Source organism: Bradyrhizobium algeriense (assembly GCF_003062295.1).
Classification (GTDB): domain Bacteria; phylum Pseudomonadota; class Alphaproteobacteria; order Rhizobiales; family Xanthobacteraceae; genus Bradyrhizobium; species Bradyrhizobium algeriense.
Window position 1 is genome coordinate 31,955 of sequence record NZ_PYCN01000036.1, and the last position, 20,216, is coordinate 52,170.

Annotated in this window: 22 protein-coding genes and 1 pseudogene; 10 read left to right on the forward strand and 13 right to left on the reverse strand. The window is 61.9% G+C overall.

Features of this window, described 5'->3' with window-relative positions:
- Positions 1 to 94: 94 nt before the first annotated feature.
- Positions 95 to 304 (reverse strand): DUF4170 domain-containing protein, encoded by a 210-nt coding sequence (locus tag C7G61_RS36485; protein WP_108522535.1) that lies wholly within the window; start codon positions 302 to 304, stop codon positions 95 to 97.
- Positions 305 to 323: 19 nt separating this feature from the next.
- A complete protein-coding gene (locus C7G61_RS36490) occupies positions 324 to 1,961 on the reverse strand; it encodes an isocitrate lyase (protein WP_108522536.1) in 1,638 nt (545 codons plus the stop codon).
- 222 nt (positions 1,962 to 2,183) lie between these two features.
- Here C7G61_RS36490 and C7G61_RS36495 point away from each other — a divergent pair, with 222 nt between their 5' ends.
- The 3 genes from C7G61_RS36495 to C7G61_RS36505 all read left to right on the forward strand — a co-directional run bounded on the left by C7G61_RS36495 (position 2,184) and on the right by C7G61_RS36505 (position 4,689).
- Positions 2,184 to 3,629: a helix-turn-helix domain-containing protein gene (locus C7G61_RS36495; protein WP_108522537.1), complete on the forward strand. Its 1,446-nt coding sequence runs from the start codon at positions 2,184 to 2,186 to the stop codon at positions 3,627 to 3,629.
- A 256-nt stretch (positions 3,630 to 3,885) separates the two neighbouring features.
- A complete protein-coding gene (locus C7G61_RS36500) occupies positions 3,886 to 4,155 on the forward strand; it encodes a hypothetical protein (protein ID WP_108522538.1) in 270 nt (89 codons plus the stop codon).
- 258 nt (positions 4,156 to 4,413) lie between these two features.
- Positions 4,414 to 4,689 (forward strand): hypothetical protein, encoded by a 276-nt coding sequence (locus C7G61_RS36505; RefSeq protein WP_145963751.1) that lies wholly within the window; start codon positions 4,414 to 4,416, stop codon positions 4,687 to 4,689.
- 105 nt (positions 4,690 to 4,794) lie between these two features.
- Here the strand turns inward: C7G61_RS36505 and C7G61_RS36510 are convergent, their stop codons facing one another.
- Positions 4,795 to 5,208, reverse strand: a complete 414-nt coding sequence (locus C7G61_RS36510) for a VOC family protein (RefSeq protein WP_108522540.1) — start codon at positions 5,206 to 5,208, stop codon at positions 4,795 to 4,797.
- 206 nt (positions 5,209 to 5,414) lie between these two features.
- On the opposite strand from C7G61_RS36510, the gene C7G61_RS36515 reads away from it, so the two are divergent.
- On the forward strand, positions 5,415 to 6,476 hold the full coding sequence (locus C7G61_RS36515) for a hypothetical protein (protein WP_108522541.1): 1,062 nt from the start codon (positions 5,415 to 5,417) through the stop codon (positions 6,474 to 6,476).
- A gap of 48 nt (positions 6,477 to 6,524) precedes the next feature.
- On the opposite strand, the gene C7G61_RS36520 is transcribed toward C7G61_RS36515, so the two are convergent.
- From C7G61_RS36520 to C7G61_RS36535, 4 genes are all read right to left on the reverse strand, one after another.
- The gene (locus tag C7G61_RS36520) at positions 6,525 to 7,097 is read right to left on the reverse strand and encodes a DinB family protein (RefSeq protein ID WP_108522542.1); all 573 of its coding nucleotides are present in this window, start codon (positions 7,095 to 7,097) and stop codon (positions 6,525 to 6,527) included.
- Between the two features lie 256 nt (positions 7,098 to 7,353).
- Positions 7,354 to 9,627 carry a xanthine dehydrogenase family protein molybdopterin-binding subunit gene (locus C7G61_RS36525; RefSeq protein ID WP_108522543.1) on the reverse strand — a complete coding sequence of 758 codons (2,274 nt, stop codon included), beginning with the start codon at positions 9,625 to 9,627 and terminating at the stop codon, positions 7,354 to 7,356.
- Between the two features lie 18 nt (positions 9,628 to 9,645).
- The gene (locus C7G61_RS36530; RefSeq protein WP_108522544.1) at positions 9,646 to 10,137 is read right to left on the reverse strand and encodes a (2Fe-2S)-binding protein; all 492 of its coding nucleotides are present in this window, start codon (positions 10,135 to 10,137) and stop codon (positions 9,646 to 9,648) included.
- 5 nt (positions 10,138 to 10,142) lie between these two features.
- Positions 10,143 to 11,012 carry an FAD binding domain-containing protein gene (locus C7G61_RS36535; protein WP_108522545.1) on the reverse strand — a complete coding sequence of 290 codons (870 nt, stop codon included), beginning with the start codon at positions 11,010 to 11,012 and terminating at the stop codon, positions 10,143 to 10,145.
- 351 nt (positions 11,013 to 11,363) lie between these two features.
- Here C7G61_RS36535 and C7G61_RS36540 point away from each other — a divergent pair, with 351 nt between their 5' ends.
- Both C7G61_RS36540 and C7G61_RS36545 read left to right on the forward strand, forming a co-directional pair.
- Positions 11,364 to 12,707 (forward strand): lytic murein transglycosylase, encoded by a 1,344-nt coding sequence (locus tag C7G61_RS36540; protein ID WP_108522561.1) that lies wholly within the window; start codon positions 11,364 to 11,366, stop codon positions 12,705 to 12,707.
- A 196-nt stretch (positions 12,708 to 12,903) separates the two neighbouring features.
- On the forward strand, positions 12,904 to 13,407 hold the full coding sequence (locus C7G61_RS36545; RefSeq protein WP_108522546.1) for a DUF1993 domain-containing protein: 504 nt from the start codon (positions 12,904 to 12,906) through the stop codon (positions 13,405 to 13,407).
- Between the two features lie 9 nt (positions 13,408 to 13,416).
- Here the strand turns inward: C7G61_RS36545 and C7G61_RS36550 are convergent, their stop codons facing one another.
- Both C7G61_RS36550 and C7G61_RS36555 read right to left on the reverse strand, forming a co-directional pair.
- Positions 13,417 to 13,965 (reverse strand): HD domain-containing protein, encoded by a 549-nt coding sequence (locus C7G61_RS36550; protein ID WP_108522547.1) that lies wholly within the window; start codon positions 13,963 to 13,965, stop codon positions 13,417 to 13,419.
- 117 nt (positions 13,966 to 14,082) lie between these two features.
- Positions 14,083 to 14,514, reverse strand: a complete 432-nt coding sequence (locus C7G61_RS36555) for a hypothetical protein (RefSeq protein WP_108522548.1) — start codon at positions 14,512 to 14,514, stop codon at positions 14,083 to 14,085.
- Between the two features lie 480 nt (positions 14,515 to 14,994).
- On the opposite strand from C7G61_RS36555, the gene C7G61_RS36560 reads away from it, so the two are divergent.
- Positions 14,995 to 15,384: a RidA family protein gene (locus C7G61_RS36560; RefSeq protein ID WP_108522549.1), complete on the forward strand. Its 390-nt coding sequence runs from the start codon at positions 14,995 to 14,997 to the stop codon at positions 15,382 to 15,384.
- An 83-nt stretch (positions 15,385 to 15,467) separates the two neighbouring features.
- Here the strand turns inward: C7G61_RS36560 and C7G61_RS36565 are convergent, their stop codons facing one another.
- Complete coding sequence (locus C7G61_RS36565; protein ID WP_190242134.1) at positions 15,468 to 16,016, reverse strand: DUF2380 domain-containing protein; 549 nt, start codon at positions 16,014 to 16,016, stop codon at positions 15,468 to 15,470.
- Between the two features lie 377 nt (positions 16,017 to 16,393).
- On the opposite strand from C7G61_RS36565, the gene C7G61_RS36570 reads away from it, so the two are divergent.
- Positions 16,394 to 17,161, forward strand: coding sequence for an SDR family NAD(P)-dependent oxidoreductase (locus tag C7G61_RS36570; RefSeq protein WP_108522551.1), 768 nt, complete (start codon positions 16,394 to 16,396; stop codon positions 17,159 to 17,161).
- A 7-nt stretch (positions 17,162 to 17,168) separates the two neighbouring features.
- Positions 17,169 to 18,341 carry a cytochrome P450 gene (locus C7G61_RS36575; RefSeq protein WP_108522552.1) on the forward strand — a complete coding sequence of 391 codons (1,173 nt, stop codon included), beginning with the start codon at positions 17,169 to 17,171 and terminating at the stop codon, positions 18,339 to 18,341.
- A gap of 13 nt (positions 18,342 to 18,354) precedes the next feature.
- Here the strand turns inward: C7G61_RS36575 and C7G61_RS36580 are convergent, their stop codons facing one another.
- The 3 genes from C7G61_RS36580 to C7G61_RS44180 all read right to left on the reverse strand — a co-directional run bounded on the left by C7G61_RS36580 (position 18,355) and on the right by C7G61_RS44180 (position 19,945).
- On the reverse strand, positions 18,355 to 18,783 hold the full coding sequence (locus C7G61_RS36580; protein WP_108522553.1) for a hypothetical protein: 429 nt from the start codon (positions 18,781 to 18,783) through the stop codon (positions 18,355 to 18,357).
- Positions 18,784 to 18,863: 80 nt separating this feature from the next.
- Positions 18,864 to 19,091, reverse strand: a complete 228-nt coding sequence (locus C7G61_RS36585; RefSeq protein ID WP_108522554.1) for a hypothetical protein — start codon at positions 19,089 to 19,091, stop codon at positions 18,864 to 18,866.
- Positions 19,092 to 19,612: 521 nt separating this feature from the next.
- Positions 19,613 to 19,945: a hypothetical protein gene (locus C7G61_RS44180; RefSeq protein WP_145963752.1), complete on the reverse strand. Its 333-nt coding sequence runs from the start codon at positions 19,943 to 19,945 to the stop codon at positions 19,613 to 19,615.
- A gap of 156 nt (positions 19,946 to 20,101) precedes the next feature.
- Here C7G61_RS44180 and C7G61_RS36590 point away from each other — a divergent pair.
- Positions 20,102 to 20,216 (forward strand): annotated as a pseudogene (locus C7G61_RS36590) (IS110 family transposase); the annotation flags it as partial.

Genomic DNA, 20,216 nt, shown 5'->3' on the forward strand with positions numbered 1-20,216 from the left:
GTGCCTTGGAATACGCAAACGGCCCCACCCGGTTTTCCGGATGGGGCCGCTTGTCCTTGGGCCGTTTCCCTAGATCTTGTTGGCAGCAGGCGCTTTAGGCCGAGACGCGCGACGGCTCTTCCACGATGGAGAAGCGTACGCCGGCCTTGTGGCGGTTCTCTTCCGAAACGACGCGCCAGGCGTCCTCGGCTTCCTTGCGGGTCTTGAACGGACCCTGAACCTGGGCCGAGCCTTCCACGAGCTTGTGGAAGTTCATCGAGCCGAACTCACCGCCGATCACCCAGAAATTGCTGCCTTTGGTCATTGTCAGTCTCCTTCCAGCGTTAGTCGAACTGGTTCATCGTGTTGTGGGCGCCGCCCGCCTTCAGGGCCGCCTCGCCGGCGAAGTATCCCTTGTGATCATCGCCGATGTCGGAGCCGGCCATGTTCTGATGCTTTGCACAGGCGATGCTCTGCCGGATTTCCTGGCGTTGAACGTTCTTCACATACCCGAGCATACCCTGTTCGCCGAAGTATTCCTTCGCGAGATTGTCGGTCGACAGAGCCGCCGTGTGATAGGTCGGCAGCGTGATCAGGTGGTGGAAGATGCCCGCGCGCTTGGCTGAATCGGCCTGGAAGGTGCGGATGCGCTCGTCGGCCTCGATCGCCAGCGGCGTGCCGTCGTATTCCGCCTTCATCAGCTCGGCGCGATTGTACTTGCTGACATCCTTGCCGGCTTCCTTCATCGCATCGTAGACCTGCCAACGGAAGTTGAGTGTCCAGTTGAACGACGGCGAGTTGTTGTAAGCCAGCTTCGCGTTCGGGATCACCTCGCGAACACGGTCGACCATCTTGGCGATCTGCTCGATATGCGGCTTCTCGGTCTCGATCCACAGCAGGTCGGCGCCGTTCTGCAGCGAGGTGATGCAGTCGAGCACGCAGCGGTCCTCGCCGGTGCCGGCGCGGAATTGATAGAGGTTGCTGGCAAGCCGCTTCGGACGCATCATCTTGCCGTTCCGGTTGATGATGACGTCGCCATTCCTGGCGTTGGCGGCCGTCACCTCTTCGCAATCCAGGAAGCTGTTGTACTGGTCACCGATGTCGCCCGGCTTGTGGCTCACGGCGATCTGCTGCGTGAGACCGGCGCCGAGCGAGTCGGTGCGGGTCACGATGATGCCGTCTTCGACGCCGAGTTCGAGGAAGGCGTGGCGGCAGGCACGAATTTTCGCCAGGAACACCTCGTGCGGCACAGTCACCTTGCCGTCCTGATGGCCGCACTGCTTTTCGTCAGAGACCTGATTTTCGATCTGCAGGGCGCACGCACCTGCTTCGATCATCTTCTTTGCGAGCAGATAGGTTGCCTCTGCATTGCCGAAGCCGGCATCGATATCGGCGATCACGGGCACGACATGGGTCTGGAAGGTGTCGATCTTTTCGATCAGCGCCTTTTCCTTCGCCTTGTCGCCTGCCTTGCGGGCCGCGTCGAGGCCACGGAAAATGTCGTTGAGTTCACGGGAGTCCGCCTGACGCAGGAAGGTGTAGAGCTCTTCAATCAGCGCCGGCACAGACGTTTTCTCGTGCATCGACTGATCGGGAAGCGGTCCGAACTCGGAGCGAAGTGCTGCGATCATCCAGCCGGAGAGGTACAGATAGCAGCGATCGGTCGTGCCGAAATGCTTCTTCACCGAAATCAGCTTCTGCTGCGCGATGAAGCCGTGCCAGCAGCCGAGCGACTGGGTGTATTTTGTGGTGTCCGCATCATAGGCGGCCATATCGCTGCGCATCAGCGCCGCGGTGTACCGGGCGATGTCCAGGCCGGTCTTGAAGCGGTTCTGCAGACGCATGCGCGCCACGGCTTCGGCGGTGACGCCATTCCAGGTCGGCTGGGTCTTGAGGAGCGCCTCGGCAGCTCCGACCTCGCTCAGATAGGAAGCCGGTCCCTGGATAGCCTGGTCGCTGATCCCACGTGGCTGGTAGTTCATGTGCGTAATCCTTTCGATGACGACAGATTTGCAGCGTTTGTCTTCGCCGCTTCTCCAATCGACATTCTTGACAGTGCATTGCGAAACGTTCCGAGAGCTAAACGCTAAACTTCCCAATTCGTATAGATAGCTTGATTTCGAATGGTGATGTCATGTAACATATGAACTTGTCATAGATGTCATTTTGTAAATTTTGTCACAAATCAGGTCAGGGAACCTGCCATGGCCACCGACTCCGGAAAGAAGCTTTTCGTCGGGCCCCGCTTCCGGCGGATCCGCCAGCAGCTCGGGCTGTCGCAGACCCAGATCGCCGGGGGGCTTGGCATTTCTCCGAGTTATATCAACCTGATAGAGCGCAACCAGCGGCCGGTGACGGCGCAGATCCTGCTCCGGCTGGCGGAGACCTATGACCTCGATCTGCGCGATCTCGCGACCGCCGACGAGGACCGGTTCTTCGCCGAGCTGAACGAGATCTTCTCCGATCCGCTGTTCCGCCAGATCGACCTGCCGAAGCAGGAACTGCGCGATCTCGCCGAATTGTGCCCGGGCGTCACACACTCCTTGCAGCGCCTGTATGCCGCCTATACTGAGGCCCGCCGCGGCGAGACGCTGGTCGCGGCGCAGATGGCCGACCGCGACGAGGGCACCCGCTTCGAGGCCAACCCGATCGAGCGCGTGCGCGACCTGATCGAGGCCAACCGCAATTATTTTCCGGAACTCGAACAGGCCGCGGAAAACCTGCGCGACGAACTCAACGCTTCCGCCGAGGAACTGTTCGCCGCGCTTTCGGCGCGGCTGCGAGAAAAGCACTCGATCGTTACCCGCATCATGCCGGTTGACGTGATGCGCGAGACGCTGCGGCGGTTCGACCGCCATCGGCGGCAATTGCTGATCTCCGAACTGGTCGATGGCTCGGGCCGTGCGTTCCAGCTTGCGCTGCAGATTGGCCTGGCCGAATGCGGCGCGGCCATCGACGCCATCGTCAACCGCGCCGGCCCGCTCGATGACACATCGCGGCGGCTTTATCGGATTACGCTCGCGAATTACTTCGCCGCCGCCGTGATGATGCCCTACCAGCCATTCCACGCCGCGGCGGAAAACCTGAACTACGACGTCCATGTGCTGGCGCAGCGCTTCAATGCCGGCTTCGAGCAGGTGTGCCATCGCCTCACCACGCTGCAGCGGCCGAACGCGCGCGGCGTGCCGTTCTTCCTGTTGCGCGTCGACAATGCCGGTAACGTCTCCAAAAGATTCTCCTCCGGCACGTTTCCATTCTCGAAATTCGGCGGCACCTGCCCGCTGTGGAACGTGCATTCGACCTTCGACACGCCGGACCGCCTGCTCAAGCAGGTGATTGAACTGCCCGATGGCACGCGCTATTTTTCGATCGCGCAGATGGTGCGCCGTCCCGTGGCGCCGCACCCGCAACCGCAGCCGCGCTTTGCGATTGGTCTCGGTTGCGAAATCCGCCATGCGGCCAAACTCGTCTATGCCGCCGGGATGGATCTGGAGAAGGCTGAGGGCACGCCGATCGGCGTCAACTGCCGGCTATGCGAACGTGAGAACTGCGCCCAGCGCGCCGAGCCGCCGATCACGCGAACGCTGATCCTGGATGAGAACACCCGGCGGGTGAGCTCGTTTGCGTTTTCGAATGCACGGGAGTTGTGAGGCACTAGCTGTCATTGCGGGCGAAGCGATCCAGCACGTAGCCCGGATGGAGCGCAGCGCAATCCGGGATTCTTCACCGCGTTGAGACTGTCCCGGATTTCGCAGCGCTCCATCCGGGCTACGATACCGTAGATGCAGGCGACGCGGAAGATGAAGGCCTGTTCATCTGCATGACAACCGCAAACGTAGTCGGGAAAAAGCGGAACTTCGTCGTGAACGACACGTTTGCTTGGTTGCCTATGATAGGAGGAGACCAATGCTGAAAACATTGATAGCCGCAACCGCCGCCCTGCTGGTCGCTACCACGGCGTTTGCGCAGAGCGAAAAAATGAAATCTCCGGGTTCGTCTGAGTACTCGGCGGGACAAACGACGCAGAAGAGCAAGACGGCGGTGGCACCGGACAAGATGAAGAAGAGCAAGACAGCCGCGGCACCGGGCAAGATGCAGAAGAGCAAAGCTTCGACCGCGCCGGCGGCGTCGGAGCCGACGACGACCGGATCGGCCGCGCCCAAAAAGAAGTATTAGTTATCTGACAGAACGGCCCGGCATCGGTGCCGGGCCGTTTTGCATGCGCGCAGGTTCGATCTTTTCTACAGGTCTATCGCATCGGTGCAGTGCGATGCATCAATGGACCGCCCTCTCTCACCGGAAGGCCGCTGTGTCCCGCTGGTGACGATCACATTTAAAACGTGGGTATTCCGCAATTTTGCGATGGAACGGCCAAGCCGATTCGCTAGTTTGAGAAGAGCGATTCCCAGAACTCGCGGATGGATGCAGGACCCGATGTTGCGACGCGTTAAACTGATGAACCCGTTCGAAATCGTCCAGGACCGGGTCCCTCAGGACCGGCCGCAGCCGATCGAGCGGAAGGTCGTGAACCGGGCTGCCCGTTCCACGCCGGTCTGTGCCGCCTGCGGTTCCGACGACATCATCTGCCACGCCACGGCGCAATGGAGCAACGAGGCGCAGGAATGGCAGCTCGCCAATACCTTCAACCAGCCGGCGCACTGCAATACCTGTCAGCACGACGGCAACCTGGTGTGGCTGACGCTAAACTGAACTCGGCAACGCCGGCGGCGTAGCGCCTGGAGTAGCCCGGATGGAGCCACCGGGGCGCGCATTTGCGCGACCCGGTGGCTCCATCCGGGCTACGGTTCTTCCACATCAAATCTCCGCATACACTTCCAGCAGGTTTCCATCGGGATCCCTGAAGAACAGCGTGCGATGGCCGAAGGACTGGTTCGTCGGCGGTTCGAGCAGATCGACACCGTGCCGCACCAGCTCGTCGGCGCAGCGGTCGACGTCGGGCGCCTCGACCTTGAACGCGAGCTGCAGCGAAGCGCTGCCGGCGGGCGTCGGCGCATCCTTTGCGGTGCGGCCCGGCCGCGACAACGCGAGCGTGTTGCCGCCGATCTGATATTCGATCCATCCCGCCGACAACTCGCGCGTCAGCGGAAAGCGAAGGATGCCCTCATAGAAGCGGCGCATCGCCGCCATGTCGCGCACGAGGATGACGGTGTAGTCGATGGCGCGGATTGATTGGAAGGGTGAGGTGGAGGGGGGATTTTGGTTATTCACGGTTGCTTTCTTATTCGATGGCTAGCCCGCATGGCCCGCGGGCCCGCCCGAATGCGCGCCCGATGACAGGCTCCGCGATGTGCGGTGAACGAGATCATGAAGATCCCGGATATCGCTGCTCATCCGGGTTACGCTTGCTAAGACTCGTCGATTATCATTACAACTCAGGGTGTTTTGCAAGAAGTTGATTGGAAAATGAGGATGGCATGTTCAATCGCAAAACTCTTTTTGTTGTCGGCGCCGGCGCGAGCCATGACTTTGGTCTGCCGGTCGGCCGCAATCTTGCCGAAGTTATCGCAAGTAGGACGAAGGTCGTACTCGATCGCTTCGGACGTATTGGCCCGGGCACCGTCGACGACGAACTCGCGTTGTGCTTTTTTGAACGAAGTGATCCTAAGATAAATGAGTATGCAAATGCATTCCGGCTCATCAGTAACGGCATCCTTCTCGCGAACTCAATTGATGACTTCCTTAATATTCACGAAGCTTCGGAAGAAATTGTAACCGTCGGCAAGGCCGCAATCATCCGGTCCATTCTTAACGCCGAACGCCAGAGTAAACTCTTTGTGGACCCCTCAAACGTTTACAATACACTAGACGTCCGAAATATCCGCGATTCATGGCTGGTCAAGTTCATGCAAGTGCTCGGTCCTGGCAACAAAGCTGCCGATCCTGAGCGTGTCTTGGACAACGTGTCGTTCATTGTATTCAACTATGATCGCTGCTTAGAGCACTTCTTGATCAACTCGCTGCAGCTCGTGTTCGGAATGCAAAAGCAGCAAGCTACAGACATAGTCGCGCGCGCCAATATTATTCATCCGTATGGTTCAGTTGGACCACTCGACAAGGTCGCCTTTGGTGGCAATCAGATCCGTCAAAATTTTCGCGAATTGTCAAAAGCAATCAAGACGTACACAGAACGTGTAGAGGAAGAGTCGACGATCGACAGCATGCATAACGCATTGGAAGAGGCTCAGTGCGTCGTTTTCCTTGGGTTCGCATACCACAGACAAAACATGGCGTTCCTGAAGCCCCGTCCTTCGCAGGAAACCAAACAGATATACGGAACAGCGTTGAATATGTCAGACAGCGACGTAGGTGTAGTGGTTGACGAGCTTAGTGCCTTCTTCCCTGACATAGAAGCGCGTGAACTGCAGAAATTTGGCCACGTTCACTCAACGAATGCCGCGCACGACAACATACGCATTGAGAATAAACTCGATTGCTCCGCGTTGTTTGACTACTATGCCAAATCACTCGCAGGCTAAGATCGGGTCGGTACGTAGCCAGTAGCCTGCACGAGCCAACAGGACAGCTCAAGCCTCGGCATTCGAGCCGCCCCAGATCCTCTCCTCGGTCCAGCCCAGCTCCGCTAATTCCTCAGCCCGCAACGGCGCCTCCCCCACCGCGAAAAACTCGTCGAGTTGCGGCGGGCTCACCGACGTGCCGCTCAGCATCGCATGGGCCTGACCACGGTGGTGCACGTCGTGCTGGAACAGGTGCAGCAGCAATCGATCCATCCGCTCGCGCTGAATGGAGGTGCCGCGATGCACCGAGACGATGCGCTGCAATCCGGTGCCATCGAGCGCTTCGACGACCTTGAGCAAGCGCCGATCGACCGCGGCCTGGGCTTCCTTCAGCGCGGCGACCGTTGCGCAAGGCTCCGGATCCGCGAAGGCGGCCGGGCCGAGCGTGCCGCCTTCCATTGCATCGACATAAAAATGATCGATGATCAGGATGTGGTTGAGCGTGGCGCGCAGGCTCGGAAAGAAGCCGGTTCGTTTTGCGGTGAATTCTTCCGGCGACAGCCCGAGACAGGCGGTGAGCAGCCGGTGGTTTGCCCAAGCGTTGTTGTACGCCATGGTACGATAGGGAAGCAGATCATTCATCGGCGTTGCCTCTCCCCTGCCCCCTCTAGCCCGTAGCCCGCATGAGCGCAGCGATATGCGGGAAACGATAATGAAGATCCCGGATATCGCTTCGCTCATCCGGGCGGCGCTTGCGGCGCTCCGCGCTACGACCCTCTGAGTGCGACCTGCCAAGAGTGCGTAGGATGGGTGGAGCGAAGCGATACCCATCAATTCATCCGATTGGCGCCAATTGATGGGTTTCGCTGCGCTCTACCCATCCTACAAATCCCGCGCCCTATTCCGCCGCCTCTCGCGTCGGCGCTTCCAGCACTTCCAGCACCTTCGGCGGCGACATCGGCAGGGCGTAGAAGCGTTTGCCGAGCGCGTTGTAGATGGCGTTGGCGACTGCCGCCATCACGGGTACCAGCGGGACTTCGCCGACGCCCTTGACGCCTTGCGGGTGTTTCGGGTTCGGGATCTCGACCATGATGCAGTCGATCATCGGCAGGTCCGAACAGACGGGCATGCGATAGTCGAGAAAGCCGGGGTTATCGACCTTGCCTTCCTTGGTGTAGATGTATTCCTCGTTCAGCGCCCAGCCGATGCCCTGGGCGACGCCGCCCTGAAGCTGGCCCTCGACATAGCCGGGGTGAATGGCGCGGCCGACATCCTGCACGGCGGTGTAGCGGATGACGCGCGCGATGCCGAGATCGACATCGACCTCGACGTCGCAGATGTGCGTGCCAAAACCGCCGTCGGCTCCCGCGGTGTTGAGCTGCACGCCGGCGCCAATCGGACCGCCCATCGCGGGCGCCTTCTCGGCGAGCTGTTCCAGCGTCAGCGGTTCGAACTGGCCGGCGTTCGGGCTTACCGGATGCGCCGCGCCCTGCTCCCACTTCACCGCTTCGGGATCGATCTCCCAGATCTTGGCCGCGCGCTCGCGCAGCGTCTGGATGATCTTTTCGGTCGACTGCGTCACCACCATCGACGAGGCGAACAGCACGCGGCTGCCGCCGGTGAGGTTGGAGAAACCGATCGTCTGGGTGTCGCCGATGATGACGGAGACGCGGCGGTAATCAATACCAAGGAGTTCGGCGCAGATGTTGGCGATGCCCGCGCGTGAGCCGCCGATATCAGGATGGCCCGTGGTCACGACGACGTTGCCGTCCTCGGTGATGTTGACTTGCGCGGAGGATTCGCCGCCGGCGTTGAACCAGAATCCACTGGCGACGCCCCTGCCTTGTAGTTTTCCTTGCAACTTGCCGAGCGGGGCCTTGTAGTGCTCCGAGTTCTTCGCCGCTTCCACGGTCTCGATATAGCCGATGCGCGGAAACACCGGACCGTGCGCGGCCTTCGTCCCTTCCTTCGCGGCGTTCTTCAGGCGGAAGTCGAGCGGGTCCATCTTCAGCGCTTCGGCGACTTCGTCCATCACGCATTCCACCGCATAGGCGCCGATCGGCGCGCCCGGCGCGCGATAGGCCGCGACCTTCGAGCGGTTGGAGCAGACGTCAAACCCCTCCGAGAGCAGGTTCGGGATGTCGTAGGGCGTGAAGCTGCAGCCGGCGGCGCCGCGGATCGGCGAGCCCGGGAAGGCGCCGGCCTGCAGATAGAAGGTGCCGTGCGCGGCGACGATCTTGCCGTCTTTTGTCGCGCCGATCTTCACCGTGCTCTTCGAGCCTGATGTGGGCCCGGTCGCGCGCATCACCTCCTCGCGCGTCATCACCATCTTCACCGGGCGGCCGGATTTTTTGGCAAGCAGCGTCGCGAGCGGTTCGAGATAGACGATGGTCTTGCCACCAAAGCCGCCGCCGATCTCGGCGGGGATGGCGCGGATGTCGCTCTGCGGGATGCCGGTGAGATAGGCCGTCATCGCGCGCACCATGAACTGGCCCTGGCTGGAGCTCCAGATCGTGGTCTTGCCGTCAGGCGCCACCGAGATCAGGCAGGCATGCGGCTCGATATAGCCCTGGTGAACTGGGCGCGTGGTGAAGGTGCGCTCGATGACGATGTCGGCCTTTTTAAAACCTTCCGCGATGTCGCCCTTCTTGTGCTCGAGGCGGCCGGCGATGTTGGACGGCTTGCCTTCGAACTTGTTGAACTCGTGCAAAATCGCTGCATCCGGCTTGATCGCGTCATCGATCTCGATCGACCACGGCAGCACCTCGTAATCGACTTCGATCAGCTTGCAGGCCTCGGCCGCGATCGCTTCCGTGGTCGCGGCCACGGCCGCTATTGGGTGGCCGGGGAACAGCGCCTTGTCGCGCGCCATCACGTTGCGGCACATCCAGCGCATGTCCTGGATGCCGAGCATCACCGCGCCATTGGCGATCGGGAAGTCAACGATGTCGCGCGCGGTGACGACGGCCTTTACGCCCGGCAGCTTCTCGGCTTTCGACGTGTCGATCGATTTGATGCGGGCATGCGGATGCGGGCTGCGCAACACCTTGCCCCAGATCATGCCTGGCATCGTGGTGTCGGCGGCGAACTGGGCGCGGCCGGTCACCTTGTCCATGCCGTCGGGACGGATGGTGCGCTGGCCGATCCACTTGTTGTTGGTGACGAGGTTCATTGGGTTGTCTCCCGCAATTTATTGCGCGCGCATTTCTTGATTTTGAAGTTCCTGGGCGGTTTCCATCACCGCGCGGACGATCTTGTCATAGCCGGTGCACCGGCAGAGATTGCCGGCGAGCCAGAAGCGAACTTCCTCCTCGCTCGGGTCAGGGTTTTTCTTCAAAAGCGCGTCGGAAGCGACCAGCATACCCGATGTGCAGATGCCGCACTGTAACGCCGCCATTTCGAGAAATTTCTGCTGCAGCGGATGCAGATGCTCGCCGTTCGCGAGGCCCTCGATGGTGCGGATTTCGTGATCTTGCGATTCGACCGCGAGCATCAGGCAGGAACAGATCAGCCGATCGTCGAGCGTGATCGAGCAGGCGCCGCAATCGCCGGAGGCGCAGCCTTCCTTGGAGCCGGTGAGATTCAAGGTTCCGCGCAAGGCGTCGAGCATGGTGTCGCCGGGCTCGCAGAGGAATTCCATCGGCTCGCCGTTGATGGTGGTCGTGACGTGAACTTTGGCCATGAAGCTTATTTCCCTGTAGCGCGTTTGGCGGCGATCGCGGCGGTGCGCTTGAGCAGCACGCCGGCCACCCTGGTGCGGTAGGCGATGGTGCCGCGCTTGTCGTCGATTGGACGGCAGGCGGCGGAACAGGCGCTGGCTGCTTTCGCGAGCGCGGCGTCATCGAGCTTGGAGCCGATCAGCGCTTTTGCGGCGTCTTCGACCAGCAGCACGGTCGGTGCTACAGCGCCCAAGCCGACACGGGCGGCAGTGACGGTGCCGTCCTTGATCGTCAGGCTGACGCCGACGCCGACGACGGCGATGTCCATCTCGGTGCGCGGGATCATGCGCAAGTAAGCGTCACTCGATCCGGGCGGACGCGGCGGTAACGCAAAACTCACAAGGATCTCGCCGGGCTTTAAGTTGGTGCGGCCGGGACCGGCCGGCACGTCCTCGACCTTCATCTCGCGACGGCCGTCCGGGCCCTGCACGGTGACGATGGCGCCGGCCGCGACCATCGCGGGCACGCTGTCGCCGGCGGGCGAACCGTTGCAGAGATTGCCACCGGCGGAGGCGCGGCCCTGCACCTGCTTGGAACCGATCAGCTTGACGGCCTCGAGCACGCCGGGCCAGACCTTGCCGAACGTCTTGTGTTCCGCGAGCGCCATGCCGGAAACGGCGGCGCCGATGCGGAAGCCGCCATCGGCCGTCTGCTCGACCGCGGTCATCTCGGGGATTTTCTTGATGTCGACGATCACGCCGGGCCTCAGCACGCCGGATCGCATCTGCACCAGCAGGTCGGTGCCGCCGGCCAGGATGCGCGCGGCGCTGCCGGCTTTCGCAAATGCGCCAATCGCTTCGTCAAGCGTATCAGGCGCCAGATATCGGAGTTCCGTCATGGATCCCGCAATCTCCCTCTTTATCTGCCCGCCCCATATGGACGATGGCCTTATGATGCCGGCCCGGCAGTGCGGCCCAAGCCTACACGGGGATGAACGGTTGGAACAGCCTGCGAGATCAGGTTGATACGGCAGGCTCCTATGCGCGTGGCGGGGCTTGCGGGCCGGATTGCTCCGAGGTGGGAGGCCGTAGTGGAGCCGTGGCCCGCATGAGCGCAGCGATATGCGGGACCACCGCCCCCGGATGTCGCTTCGCTCATCCGGGCTACGGGACCGGCCGGCCCGTTGGCTAATCGGCTCCGACAGTCTAAAGCTTGGCCCTTCGGATTCATGATGGGGCCGGTGACATTGATGCCGCTTTACAGACTCCTGCTTGCTGCCGCGGCGTCCCTGACACTGTCATCCCTCGCCATCGCCCAACCGGCCCCCGCTCCTGTCAGGCCCGCACCCGCCCGGCCGGCTGTCGTACCGGGGCAGCCGCCGACCGCCGCTCCGCGCTCGCCCCGTGCGGCGGCCTGTCACAACGGCATGCCGTTCGACCGCTTCCTCGCCGACCTCAAGCAGCAGGCCGTGGCCGAGGGCGTCTCGCAGCGCGCGCTTGCCGAGGCCGCACCCTACCTCACCTACGACCAAAGCATCGTCAACCGCGACCGCGGCCAGCGCGTATTCGGTCAGGTGTTCACCGAATTCGCACGAAACAGGGCGTCCGATGGCGCGGCAAAAAATGCGCAGGCGAGAATCCGGATGCATGCGGCGGCGTTCAACCGCGCCGAGAAGGAATATGGCGTACCATCAGCGGTGATCGCCGCGTTCTGGGGGCTGGAGAGCAGTTTTGGCGCCGAGCTGGGCAAGCTGCATACCCTGCCGTCGCTGGTGTCGCTGGCCTATGACTGCCGCCGCTCGGAGATGTTCCAGAAGGAGACCATCGCCGCCTTGAAAATCATCGACCGCGGCGATCTCAAGCCAGCTGAGATGATCGGCTCATGGGCCGGCGAGCTCGGCCAGGCGCAATTTTTGCCGACGCATTATTTCAACTATGCGGTGGACTATGATGGCGACGGCCACCGCGACATGCTGCGCAGCGCACCCGACGTGATCGGCTCGACCGCGAACTACATTGCCAACGGATTGAAATGGCGGCGCGGCGAGCCCTGGCTGCAGGAAGTGCGTCCGCCAGCGAATTTCCCGTGGGACCAGGCTGATCTCACCATCAAACTGCCGCGCGCAAAGTTCGCGCAGCTCGGCGTCACCTATCCTGATGGACGACCGTTGCCGAACGACGACATGCCGGCCTCGCTGCTGCTGCCGATGGGCCGCACCGGGCCCGCGTTCCTGGCGTATGCGAACTTCGCCGCCTACACCGAGTGGAACAACTCGCTGATCTATTCGACCACCGCGGGCTATCTCGCGAGCCGCATCGCCGGCGCCGCGCCGATGCGGCAGCCATCCGTGCCGGTCGCGCAACTGCCGTTCAATGAGCTGAAGGAGCTGCAGCAGCTCTTGGTGCGCGCGGGCTTCAATGTCGGCAAGGTCGACGGCGTGATGGGGCAGTTGAGCCGCACGGCGGTGAAGGCGATGCAGGTGAAATACGGCTTGCCGGCGGATTCCTGGCCGACGGCGGAATTGCTGGCGCGGATGCGCGGGCCCGGCGTGCAGGCGCAGCCCGCCGGCATGGTGATGCCGGCGGCGCGGTAGGCAACTGTCGTAGCCCGGATGCAGCGCAGCGAAATCCGGGGTTCTTGCCGCGCGGATAAACTTTCCCGGACTGCGCTTCGCTCCATCCGGGCTACGGGTCCGGCGCTGGACGGTTGTATTTCCTCGCTCGCCTCCCCATCTCGCAAAACACCTCATCGTCCTGAGGTGTTATTCCACATCACGAAAAGAGCATCATATGTCTTTCCACGACGCCACCGTGCCCGCCTTCCTGCAGATTCTCGGCAGCCTTTCCGGCTTGCTCACCAAGGCGGAAGCACATTGCAAGGCGAAGAACATCCAACCCGAGGTGCTGCTCAATGCACGGCTTTATCCGGACATGTATCCGCTGACGCGGCAGGTGCAGACGGCTTGCGATTTCGCCGCAAAGACCTGCGCGCGCCTCACCGGCAGCGAGGTGCCACAGACGCCCGATACCGAAAAGAGTTTTGAGGAGCTGCAGCAGCGGATCGCGAAGGCGACCGACTATGTGAAGTCGTTCAAGCCGGCGCAGTTCGAAGGGGGCGACGTCCGCGACGTGACCTTCCCGATCGGCCCGAACAACACCATGACGATGAAGGGCCAGCAATATCTCGTCAATTTTGCGTTTCCGAATTTCTATTTTCACGCCGCCACCGCCCACGGCATTCTGCGCCACAACGGCGTCGAGATCGGCAAGCGGGATTTTATGGGGGTGAGGTAATCGACGGCGCTATCCGCGCAACGAAGCCAGTTCGCGCGCGAGGTTTTCGCGGGCCTGCCGGTCATATCTCGCGGCAAAGGCCGCATCGGGAAAGATGACCGGCCGCGCGGCGAACTGGCCGAGCACCTTGGCGCGGCCGGCGCGATAGTCGCGCTCCGGCACATGGATGAACTCCCGCCGGATCGCCGCAGCATACGCGTCGTATCGCGCGGGCTCCGCACCCAGGATGCTGAGGTCGATCGAGATCAGGATGGCGCCAAGGCGATCGTCAGGCTGCACGTCGTGCGTCTTTGTCAGACGGATCAGGCGGCCGACCTCCTGACGAAGGTCCTCGCGAAGATGCCGTTCGGCTAGCTGCGCGCTCAGCTCTTCATTGTCCGCGCGGGTCGCGTCGTAGACGACATCGTGCCACCAGATCGCGGCGGACAGAATTTCGCGATCGAGCGGCGAAAGATTTTCCACGCGCGCGAGCGCACCGAGACAGTCTTCGATATGCGTGAGGTTGTGATAGTGGCGGCCAGGTGACGTGTAGGCCGCGGCCAATTGTTCGCGGTTCATCGGCGAGCGTCCACCATTTTGATCCGCAGCCGTAGGGCGGATTAGCATAGCGTAATCCGCCGTCTTTGCGGATCGACTGCGGTGAGTTACGCCTTCGGCTAACCCACCCTGCAAGTGCTACCGCATCGTGATCGCTAATCCGCTGAGATCCGCGTTCGCCATCAATCCCACCTGGTGGCCGGTCAATTCCAGCACCGCGCCCTTCTGGTTGGTCAGCACGATCGCGCGCGCGCCGCGGCCCACCGCAAGCCCCGCGCCGGCCGCGCCGTAGACGTCGGAGGGGCGATAGATGTTGCTGACGCGGCCGCGCAGCACCGTCTTCGAGCCGCCGAACACCAGGCCGTAGTCGAGGCCGCCGGTCGACAGCGGATAACGGCGCCCGTGGAAATTCAAGACGCCGCCGCCACCGGATCCGCCGATGATCCATCCCGCCTTGTAGATCGTGAGCTGCACAAAACCCTCGTCGGCGCGCGCGGCGGAGGACAACGTGACGCCGGTCAGGGCCGCAAACGCAAGCAGGGTGGCGCGAATGGCGGATGGCATTTTCATGGATCGTATCTCCGGAGGTATCGCAAATCGAAAAGTGTCGGGCGGGCTCTGCAGTGCTGATTGAATAGCAACTAACGGATTGTAACCGATCGGCGCAAGGGGCAAAGTGTATTCGGGCGTTTGCGCGATACACGGCGCACGGCATCCCGCGCCGCGCGTCCGACACAATTTCATCACGATGCACGAACAAAAAAAGCCGGACTGTGAACTGCATTACTTCAACGAGGCGCGCGTCGCGCTATTTCGTGTCCAGCGAATTGGACTGACAAGCGGGACCTTCAAAGCTATCGGCGGGTCGTAAGCCCAGCGCCGCTGCCTTTCCAGCGGGGCAGCGGCGCGTTAGAGCGGGATGACGCTTCTTCGAATCGTCATCCCGCTCTAACTCTTTGATTGGAGCATGATCTTTTCGGAAAACCGGGATCCACTTTTCCGGATCATGCTGTAGGCTCAACGCACCCGAACCATTCATGAAGGTGTCCCATGGCCCCGATCCAGCACTTCGCGCCGCCCGCCGGCATCAAGTCCCCGCCGCTCTCCTTCGCCACGCGCACAGGCGACCTGCTGTTCGTCTCGGGCATTCCGGGTTTTGACGACAACGGCGCGCTCGCCGATGGTTTCGAGGCGCAGTTCGGCTTCGTCGTCGCCAACATCAAGCGCGTGCTCGGCGAGGCCGGCGCGACGTTTCGCGATCTCGTCAAGGTCAACGTGCTGCTGACGCGCGCCTCCGACGTCGCCACGATGAACGTGCTGTATGCCTCCGCCTTCGGGCCCGCGCCCTATCCCGCCCGCACCACCTGCGTGGTGCAGGCGCTGCCCGATCCGAAAATGCTGATCGAGATCGAAGCTGTCGCGTCGCTGGCGAAGGCGTAGGACGGCTGGAGCGAAGCGATACCCATCGCTTCCTCGCGAGCCGATTGATGGGTTTCGCTGCGCTCTACCCATCCTACGAACCCTTACGGCTTCGGCATGGTTTCCTTCAATTGATCGCCAACGAAATTCGCCGCATGGCGATAGGCGGCATCGTTGTCGCCGCGGAACGTCACCGTTCGCTGCATCAACAATTTCTCGGCTTCGAGATCGAGCAGCTGGATTTCGCCCCATTGCACCAGCGTGCTCATCTTGCGGATGCCGCCATAGACGACCAGCCGGGCGCCGGCCCGGCGCGCGGCGGCGATGAAAACATCCTGCGACATCCTGGTCGCGGTGCAGGGTTGATCGCGGCATTCGATCGTCACCACGCGATAATCGCCCTGGGCCGCCAAATTATCGCGCAGCAATTTTGCAAACGATGCCACACGCGCGAGATGCTCCGCGCTCTGGTCCGCGACCTCGCCGGAGGCGTCGAAATAATCGAAATCCGCTACCGCCACCGCAATCGGCGCGGCGGCCGGCGATCCGCCCGATGGAAACGACAATGCGGCTACCGCGCACAGCATGCTCAGCACGGCGCCGGCGCGGCCGCGCAGGCTCAGCCCGCGCCTTGAGGTTGCTGTGTGCATCATGCTTCGTCTCCTTTTGGCATCGCCCGCTGCCGGGCCTGAATCATAACAGCGCGCGGGGATTTCGCTAAGCCATTCCATCACGCTTTGCGCCTTTGAACCTGCGCGTGACGCCAGTCCCCGGATTGCGCTGCGCTCCATCCGGGCTACATTACCTGCAAGCTGTAAGTGCCGCTGTAGTTGCGTAAGGTGGGCAAAGGCGCACAAGCGCTGTGCCCACCTTTCTTGCTTCGAGCGGCATGGCACGCTTCCGCCTTCGCTCTTCGAGCTACGGCGGACAAGTCGCTTTGCCCAACCTACAAAACCGCGGCCCTGACCACCTTGTGCCCTCTGCAGCGCTTGCTATCCTCCGCCAAAATCAAAAGCAGAGGAAACGCCACATGCCCCTTCTCCAGAATCACATCGCCGTCATCACCGGTGCAGGCTCCGGCATCGGGCGCGCCATCGCGGTCGGCTATGCCCGCGAGGGTGCGCGGGTCGTCCTGCTCGACAGGGACGAGAAGGCGGCAGCCGAGGCCGCGAAGGAGATCCGCGACGCCGGCGGCAGTGCGGACAGCTTTGTGCTCGATGTCGCCAGACGCGAGGACTGCGTCGCGATGGCGAGGCAGATCGCCGACAAGGTCGGGCAGGTCTCGATCCTGGTCAACAATGCCGGCATCGTCCGCCGCAACGGCATGCTGGGCGCGGCAGAGGCCGTGATCAACGACTGGGAAGACATCATCGCGATCAACCTCACGGGCGTTTTCAACGTGACGCATGCGTTCCTCGCAGCCCTGCGCGCCAGCAAGGGACGCATCGTCAATATCGGCTCGATCCAGTCCTTTGTGCATGTGCGCACGCCGAGTTCGCCGGCCTATACAGCTTCCAAGCACGGCGTGCTCGGCTTCACCAAGGCGCTCGCCGCCGAACTCGGCAAGGAAGGCGTCCGCGTCAACGCGATCGGCCCGGGCTTCATCGCGACGCCGCTGAACGCCAATGCCCGCGCCAACAATCCCGACCTGGTGAAGACATTCATGGACCACACCCCGTTGGGACGCGCCGGCACCGCGGAAGACATCGTCGGCCCCGCGATCTTCCTTGCCTCTGATCTTTCGGCCTACGTCTCCGGATCGATCGTGATGGTCGACGGCGGTTACCGGGCTGTGTGAGCGCATCATGTCCAACGCCCCGCATTTCGACATCGACGTACCGAGCTTCTGGGCCGACCCCTATCCCGCGCTTGCGCAGATGCGCAAGGAAGCGCCGATCGCGTTCGTGCCGCAGCTCGGCTCCACCGTGTTCACCCGCCGCGGCGACATCTTCACCCAGGAGAAGCGCATCGACGTGTTCTCCTCGCACCAGCCGAACGGGCTAATGAACGTGCTGATGGGCCACAACATGATGCGCAAGGATGGCGATGCGCACATGAGCGAGCGGCAGGCGATGTTTCCCGCCGTGTCGCCGCGCACGGTGCGCGACACCTGGGTCCGCCAGTTTCAGGCCCATGCCGACCGCATCCTCGACGAGCTGGCGCCGCAAGGCGAAGCCGATCTCTGCAAGGCGCTGGCGCTGCCGCTGTCGGCCGAATGCCTGAAGGACGTCACCGGGCTGACCAACATGCGCTACCAGGACATGGACGCGTGGTCGCAGGCGATGATCGACGGCATCGCCAATTACACCGGCAACAAGGAAGTCGAGGCGCGCTGCCATGCGGCGACCGCGGGCATCGATGCCGCGATCGACGACATGATTCCGGTGGTGAAGCAACGCCCGAACACCTCGATCCTGAGCGTGCTGCTGGCATCAGGTCAGAACATGGAAAGCATCCGCGCCAACATCAAGCTTGCGATTTCGGGCGGGCAGAACGAGCCGCGCGATGCGATTGCCGGCGCGACGTGGGCGCTGCTGACCCATCCCGAACAACTCGCGCTGGTTCAGGACGGCAAGGCAAAGTGGCTCGACGCGTTCGAGGAGTATGCGCGCTGGATCGCGCCGATCCAGATGTCGCCGCGCCGGGTGGCAAAGCCATGGTCATATGGCGGCATCGACTTCGAGCCGGAAGACCGCGTGTTCTTCATGTTCGGCTCGGCCAATCGCGACGAGGCCTGCTTTGCCGAGCCGGATCGGTTCGACATCACCCGCGATACCCAGAAGAGCATCGCCTTCGGCGCCGGTCCGCATTACTGCGCCGGCGCGTTCGCCTCGCGCGCCATGGTGGCCGACGTCGCGCTGCCGAGTGCGTTTGCGCGGCTGAAGAACCTGAGGCTGGATGAGCGCGAACCGGTTAAGATCGGTGGCTGGGCGTTTCGCGGGTTGCTCAACCTGCCGGTGAAGTGGGATGCGGGCTGATCGCGGTGAGCTTCTACTGGCGCGGACATTCCCGGTAGCCGAAGCGGTCGACGATCGTGCTGCCCGGAATGGTGTGAAACGCCAGCGTGTCCATATAGTGATTGTCGATGAGATACTTGCGCAGCTTCTCATTGTAGGCGCTCAACATCCGCTGCGTGGAGCCCGCATGGATATTGCGCTGGCGGTCGTGACCGGCGTGGAACAACAGCGTCGCGTTGCGCTCGACGCAGACGTTGCGCAGGCCCAGGAACAACGTGCAGTTCGACTGGCAGTGGCCCTTGATGCGAAACAGTTCGCCGCTGGAATTGGCGCGCTCGATCTCCGGCTGGAAATCCCTGTACCAGCCGCCCCGGCCGAATCTTTCTGATGTCGCGGCAAAGGCCGTCGACGAAATCAAGACGGATGCAAGAACGGTGAGAGCAAGAACGGCGAGAGCTCGCATGGCCAACCTGCCCGGTCCATCATGTACGAGGGAAATCAGCAGCAATCGACGAAGGCGTCACCGGCCGGTCACGCACGTCATCACGTCGTGTCCCTGCCGGCGCCGTGATCGCCACTCAGCGGAAACGGGCGCAGGCGTTGAAACGTCAGGCGCATCGCGAGATACCAGAGGTAGCCCGCAATGGTGCCGCAGATGGTCAGAATGACGATGTTGGCGGGATGGTGCTCGCCGCTCCACCACAGCATTGCGCCGACCCAGAAGATCGTAAAAGCGATGGCGCCCGGTTTCAACCGCTTGGCCTGATCCATGTCCGTCCTCCAATGGCTAAACGATGGATGCCATCATGGACGCCATCACCACGCTGCACCGTGAGCGGCATCACGCAGCGCCGGAACCGGCAACCAGGGCGTGACCCTAAATCCGGAGTGGTTGGGGACTTCAGCTTTGATACGCATTCCGGACCCAAGTCGGACATCGCGTGAGGTCCGAAAACCTTCACATAAACGGAAATAATCGAGAACCCATTCTCCTCGGAAAGACCTTTCGAGAAAACTATGATCCAAACCGGCGGCGTGGAGCCACGATGCTGTGATTGCGTTCGCGTTCTGCCTCGGTCCAGATTAAACGCTTGAAGAAGGCTTTACGCCCTTGGCTAGTTCCGCCAGTCTCATATCCTTGTAAGCAGCGCTTTATCTCGGCATTGAACCACGACAAGGGCATGCCGCGAACATCTGCCGACGTTTCAGGCGCTTTAGATCGCTTTCCCGCCACTTGTCGAACTCCCCCGCCCACTTCCTGAACTCAAACCCGTTTGGGCTAATATCAGAAATCATTCTGAGCGATGTTTTCTGACCCAATCCGGGTTACCACGCGGGGCCATTTGTGATCGAATTGGTGAGTCGGACTGATCGGACGATATTAAACGTACCCTGAGTTCGTCGCCGATCTTCAACTGATCCGTTTCGTACCAGTCGACTGAAGTAACGCCTTCAATTCCACCCACCGCACACTCAATCCCCGGGATAGCTTCCGCTGACGAAGCTGCGATTGATGAAGCGTCCGGTCCTTTGCCTACCCAGTGCAAAATGACGGACACCACGCCTTCAGACACACCCGCCGTCGTTAGCTTTTCACCATTCCTCCAAACCTCGAAGCAAAGCATTCGCCTCTCCCTCTCACAACATTAGGTTGTACAATCGGTTCGTTACTCAAAAATAAATTCAAAGGTGCAAATGTCCGCTAATGGAATGGTCCGGCCGTGCTCCGGCCCTGCCAGTACGAGAAACTGGCAAGGGGCGCTCAAGACGAGGAGCACGCCATGTCTCAGAAACTCAACGCAGCGATCGCCGTGATCGGCATCGATATCGGCAAGAACTCGTTCCACCTCGTGGGTCATGATGACCGCGGCGCCATCGTGCTGCGGCAGAGGTGGT